The sequence below is a fragment of the Endobacter medicaginis genome (assembly GCF_014192375.1).
In the GTDB taxonomy this organism is placed as follows: Bacteria; Pseudomonadota; Alphaproteobacteria; order Acetobacterales; family Acetobacteraceae; genus Endobacter; species Endobacter medicaginis.
This window is the reverse complement of record NZ_JACHXV010000048.1, coordinates 1-5,452: the sequence shown is the minus strand read 5'-3', so window position 1 is coordinate 5,452 and position 5,452 is coordinate 1. Positions and strand designations below refer to the sequence as shown.

5 protein-coding genes and 2 pseudogenes are annotated in these 5,452 nt (G+C 62.7%); all 7 read right to left on the bottom strand.

What is annotated here, in order from left to right; all coding sequences use genetic code 11:
* Nucleotides 1–741: 741 nt before the first annotated feature.
* The 7 genes and pseudogenes from FHR90_RS16980 to FHR90_RS16945 all read right to left on the bottom strand — a co-directional run bounded on the left by FHR90_RS16980 (nucleotide 742) and on the right by FHR90_RS16945 (nucleotide 5,251).
* Nucleotides 742–1,959: a tyrosine-type recombinase/integrase gene (locus FHR90_RS16980; protein ID WP_246330358.1), complete on the bottom strand. Its 1,218-nt coding sequence runs from the start codon at nucleotides 1,957–1,959 to the stop codon at nucleotides 742–744.
* A 26-nt stretch (nucleotides 1,960–1,985) separates the two neighbouring features.
* Nucleotides 1,986–2,117, bottom strand: a pseudogene (locus FHR90_RS17840) (helix-turn-helix domain-containing protein); the annotation flags it as partial.
* Nucleotides 2,118–2,152: 35 nt separating this feature from the next.
* Nucleotides 2,153–2,413 (bottom strand): hypothetical protein, encoded by a 261-nt coding sequence (locus FHR90_RS16970; protein WP_176624260.1) that lies wholly within the window; start codon nucleotides 2,411–2,413, stop codon nucleotides 2,153–2,155.
* A 51-nt stretch (nucleotides 2,414–2,464) separates the two neighbouring features.
* Nucleotides 2,465–3,163: a phage portal protein gene (locus tag FHR90_RS16965; protein WP_183275550.1), complete on the bottom strand. Its 699-nt coding sequence runs from the start codon at nucleotides 3,161–3,163 to the stop codon at nucleotides 2,465–2,467.
* Nucleotides 3,160–3,462, bottom strand: a complete 303-nt coding sequence (locus tag FHR90_RS16960; protein ID WP_176624264.1) for a hypothetical protein — start codon at nucleotides 3,460–3,462, stop codon at nucleotides 3,160–3,162. The genes FHR90_RS16965 and FHR90_RS16960 overlap by 4 nt, the downstream gene beginning before the upstream one ends.
* Nucleotides 3,462–4,007: an HK97 family phage prohead protease gene (locus tag FHR90_RS16955; protein ID WP_176624266.1), complete on the bottom strand. Its 546-nt coding sequence runs from the start codon at nucleotides 4,005–4,007 to the stop codon at nucleotides 3,462–3,464. The genes FHR90_RS16960 and FHR90_RS16955 overlap by 1 nt, the downstream gene beginning before the upstream one ends.
* Nucleotides 4,007–5,251: pseudogene (locus tag FHR90_RS16945) on the bottom strand (phage major capsid protein). Before FHR90_RS16945 ends, FHR90_RS16955 begins: the two are co-directional and overlap by 1 nt.
* Between the last annotated feature and the right edge of the window lie 201 nt (nucleotides 5,252–5,452).

The window sequence follows — 5,452 nt, the reverse complement described above, 5'->3', positions numbered from 1 at the left end:
GAAATGGTCTCGGTCCAACGGTGGTCTCCTTCCGGAGACTTTGAATCACGTCGAAGCCGTCGTGGGAATCTACTTTATGGGTCCCAGCCCTAGGAAAACGCAGCATCTCGTCGGGCCGCTTGAAATTCTCGCGGCGCCCAAACGACCCACCCCCGGTCACTTGGTGAGTTTTCCTAAAGAGGGGGGGGTATGGGTTTTCGCTGAGGGTCCCATAGAGCCGGTGATCGATAATTTACTATGAATTTCCACAAAAGCGGACGCAAACCTCAGATGCGTCGATCAATAGGGTTCCTTTCACATTGATGTCGACGCTAGTATGGGAGTTCGCATATGACGTTGAAGAAGATTTCATCTCCTTTTCGGTGGCTTATGCTGGCCTACCGCACCCTTGAGCGCCCCGTGCTCTACCGTCGCATACCCGTTTATCTTCGTCGGTGGCTGAGCCTGGGCGTGAAAGGTTATGTCGCAGTGACCCTGTGGATATGGCACGACATTCAAACGCCAGTGGTTCAGGTGATTGCAGCCCTCGATCGGGGAAGTCTCCTGAGGGCGAATTTCGGGGATATGTTCAATCTGATCGGCGCGGGATGCGCCGTCACGTCCTTGGCTCTCCTAGCAGCATCTGGGCGTCAAGTTGAAGCCGGCTTGACGGCTAGCCTTAGGTTCTAACAACCTGTCGGGACTTTCGTCGGGACTTGTTGTCCGCAACAGGCTAGGCATGTCTCTGATGACCATTGAATATCAACAGGTTACAAGTGCAGCAGACGCTATGAGGACCTTGCCAAGGTTGGGGTCGAGGGTTCGAATCCCTTCGCCCGCTCCAGTGTTTCGGGGGGTTTCGAATAATCCCCGAAACGGGACTAACACGCTACTAGCACGCACATTGGTGAATTCAGAGAACGATCGGGCTGCCACCCGGTCGATCTCGCTTGCGATCTGGTCGATGGCCTCGCGGGCCTTGCTCAGGTAGTCGGGTGCATATTTCGCATACCTCGCTGTTGTCTTCTTGCCCTGCGCCGCGTGTCCTAACTGGCCTTCGACTTCCCATTCAGGAACCCCACGGCGGCGCAACTCTGTCGCGATTGTATGCCGGATCGTCGTCGGGACAACCTCGGCATCCAAACCCGCAAGGTTGCGGGCATCGCGCCATGACAGATTGATCTTCTGGATGGCCGACCCCTTGTAAGTCACAAGCGGGCCAGCCGGCACCGATTCGATGACCGGCACCAGAAAATCAGGAATGGCGATCGTCGGCCGGCGCTTCTTGGTCTGGTCGCGCCCGGCCGGGTTGAGCGTAATCAGCCTGCTAACCACATCGCATTGCTCGCGGGTCAGCTCCAGAAGCGCTGCCGGTCGGGCTGCCGTGCCGAGCAACAGCAGGAAAAACACCCGCAGATGATGCGGCTCGATCGCATCCCACAGGGCGGCCATCTCCGCGATCGTCAGCACCCGCTCGCGCGGCTCGGCATCGGGAAGGCTCAGATAGGGTATCTGCGCGCTCAACTCCCGATTCTTCCACGCACAGTTCGTCGCCGCCTTCACCGCCAGCAGGCCACGCTTGATCGTGCCGATCGAATAGCCCTCGGCCTTCATCCGACGAACAAGGTCGTTCTGCACCTCCATGGTGAACTCATCCACAGAGATTGGGTCCAGGCGCTCCAGCATCATCTCAAGGCTGCGGCGCTGCGACTTCTGCCCGATGATGTCGGGGCCGTGTTTGGCGAAATAGCGCGCACATACCTCCGCCAGCAGCCGGTCAGCCGGATCGACCTTCTTCACCCGCGCATTGAGCGTCACCCATTGCGCGAGTTTGACCTTGGCGGCCTCAAGGTCGCGAGTGCCGAGTGATGCGCGGCATGTCTGGCGCGTGTCTCGGTCGAACCAGCACCGGCACCAGTTGTCGGAACCGGCTCGCTTGTCGAGCCAGTATTCACCGATCTGGAAACGACCCTCGGGCATGGTGCGACCTCTCCGGCGGCAAGATATGCTTGGACGTGTTCGGGCGTGTAGCGCAGCCTGTCGCCGATCTTGGTATGTCCGATTTCGCCCCTCTTGCGCAGGCGACGAACCGTGTCAATCGACACACCTAATTCAACGGCAACCTCGCGCTCCTTCATCAAGCGCGGCAGCCGGGTGACGATATGGGAGTCGATCATGCGCCGCTCCCCATGTTCGAACCGACATTCGGCAGCCCGCCATCGCCCGTAGGCCCCGGCGACGGATGCAACGCCGGCATCCCCGTAGCATCGGCCGGCCAGCTCGGCGGCGCACCTACATTGAGGGCGTCGCCGTCCGCATGCACAGGAAAACCGAGTTCCTGCCTCGCATCGTTCGCACTGATAATGCCGCTCTGCCGCAGGACCGACATACTGGCGGCCACCGCCGAGAACGATCCGCGCTGAAGGCCGGCCATGTCCAGCACCAGACGCCAGCCGGGCGGCAGGATCGCCGCCGCGAAGGTCGCTTAGATCTCACAGACGATCGGTGCGAGGGCCGTCTGCGCGAACAGCGCAAGCCAAGGCGTCGGGTCTGCCGGCACCCGCGCGCCTGTCTGCATCAGCGGCTCGGGAATGCCGAACAAACGACAGATTTCTGCAACGCCGAACTCGCGGGTCGCGAGAAGCTGAAGCTGTTCGGGGTTCAGCGACAGGCTCTTGATGGTCAAGCCATTGCCCAAGATCGGCATCTGCCCGGCACTACGGCCTCCACCGAACGCCTGCTGAAACTGGCCTCGCAGTCTGTCCACGGTGTCCGCGTCGATACGTCCATCGGCGGTCAAATATGCCTGACCATGCCAGCCCGCATCGCTCATCGCCGATGCTGTTTCGTCAGCGCCCAGCGCCCTATGCACGACACCACCGGCACGACTGAGCACGCTACGACCCAGCACACCGTCATCGGACCGGGCGCGGACATGCAAACAGTCGTCGGCGAGCATCCTTGCAGGCACACCAGCCAGCCGGGCGGCAGGCGTGTTGACCGCGCAGTCGAACACCAGGCGGGCACGGCCTGCGCCGTCGATCACCTGCGGGCTCAGCCAGCCGAACGGGACCGGCACAAGAGCCGAGACAGCGCCGCGCCCATCGGTCTGGATCATGGCGAGGGCATTACCGCGCAGCAGCACGTCGGCGACGATCTGACGGGCGAACGCGGGCCAGGTCATGCGGCGGTTGGGCTGCCGCAGCAGGCGCACCGCCGGCAGGGTCGGCGGCGCATTGTCCCGTCAGCGTCGAGGATGTAGGCGGGCAGACTGGCGATGCTGCCTGCGATCAACTCGACGGCGGCCACGACAGCACCCAACGTCTCGGCAAGATGCGGCTCGATGAAGCTGCCACCTGCACCGTAGACACCGGCACCGGCGGACACCGCGCCCCATGACGGATCGCTCGCGCGCCGCTCAGGCGCGACCAGGCGCGGCTCGATGCGCTCGCGGCGCTCGACGGATTTCTGAAAAAGGGCCATCAGATGTGCCCTCCCATCATCGCCAGAACCCGACGCCGAACGACCGGGGATGTAGAGCCGAACTGGCGCGCTCGGGCTGACACGGACGTGCCGGAATAGGCTGGAAACGCCTGCACAACGCTGATTTCGTGAAGCGCCAGGCTGGTCGATGTGCGTTTGTCACCGATCCAGCTATCGCCACCAGGTGCGATGGTGAAGGCGAACGACATGCCGCCAAGGTTGCGGCTTTCGGCCAGCGCGCGAATGTCATTGCCCAGGCTGGTTGCAGGCAAGTCCATCTCGAACGCGAGGCCGCGACTGTCCTGCGACAGACGCAGCGTGCCAGCGGACGTGCGGGCCAGAAGCCGCGTCGGGTCGTGATCCACAAGACCGAGTTTGTCGAGGCCATCGGCGAGGGTGCCGGTAAAGGCACCCTGCCGGATAGTCTCATCGAAGGTGCCGATCCGGGCTTCCTGCCCAAAGACGGCGGCATAGCCTTCGAGTTTGCGGCCGGCAGCGCGAAGCTCGGCGACTGCTGACCGCGTTTCGATGCCGGCCGCGACCATTACGAAGTCGCCTTGTTCAGGACAGTGAACGACTGCGGATGACGAACCGCAATGTCCACTGACGCCAAGGCGCGGACCTTGATGTTGCCCGCCTCATAGCTGCCGCTGGCATAGGGGTTCACCAAAATCTCGATCGGCCCCCACTGGCCGACGATCAGGTCGGACCAGTCGCCGACGATCATCTGCCCCGGCGCGAGGGAATTGCTCGCAAGCTACGGCAGACCGAAGATGCTGCCGTTCAGGCCCATCAGGACATTTTCGGCACCGGTCTGCGCGGTCGCCATAAGTGCGCCGCGCACGCCGCTACCGAGAGCCCAGCCCGAAGCATTGACGTTCGCGGTTTCAAGTCGCGTCAGCGCACCGGTGAAATCGGAATAGACGGCACCGGATTTGCTGTAGCTGACATTCGGGCTGACCGTCGCGATGCCGGCCGGCTGGTAGCCGGTGCCGGTGCCGACCAGGGCGGCCATGTCGATCGCACTGGCCACGTCGCGGGCAAGATCGTCCTGCGCAAGCTGTTCGATTTCCGGGCTGCTCTGCAACACCATGTTGCGGGAGAACTCGGTGATGGCGCCGGCCGTCTTGGGCGTCATGTTGATCTGGTCGAAGGTCGGATCGCTCGCGGTAATCGGCTGACCCTCGCCGACCCAGAACACGTTCGAGGAAGCCGTCTTGCGCGGGATGGAGACGCTGCCGCTCAGATTGGGGATATAGCGCCCGCCGAGCCGAGCAACGATCAGGGCGTTGCGGAGAACATCCACGAACAGGTCGGCCCTCTGGACGTGCTGGACCAGGGCCGAGCCATTGCCGCTGGTGGACTGCTGACCGGTCGTCACGACGCGGTGTTCGATGCGCGGTGCCGCCGCCGGGTTCCACAAGATGCCACCCTGCTGCGGGCCGCGTCCGCTGCGCCGGGCGAGTTCCTGACTGGCCTCGCGGGCGCGTCCGGCTTCGCGATCCGTGTCGCCCATCGCGGCACGGATTGCCGCCAGCAGACCGACACCCATCTGGACATACTGGCGATCGCCGTCGTCGAGCGGGACAGCCGGCGCATTGCGATCATACTCGTTGATAAGGCGCTGCCGCGCGATGCGATTGTTCAGCGTGCGCTGTTCGGTTTCAAGCGCTTCCCAGCGGGAGCGCATCTCGCCCGACAGGTCGTTGTCGCCCGCATCCGTGTGGATGCGGGTCATCTCTGCCTGAAGCTCGCTCAGGCGCGCTTCATCTTTACGGGTCGAAGCCATGGTGCATGATCCTGTTCGCGCCATCGGTGTGGCGAAGGTTGCAGTTGCATTGCCGGGTTTTCCTTTAAGTCTGATTTGCAAGTTGCAGTCGGTGATTGCTGCCTCCTAGGGCTGGGACCCATAAAGTGGATTCCCACGATGGCTTCGACGTGATTCAAGGTCCCCGGAAGGAGACCACCGTTGGACCGAGACCATTTCTGG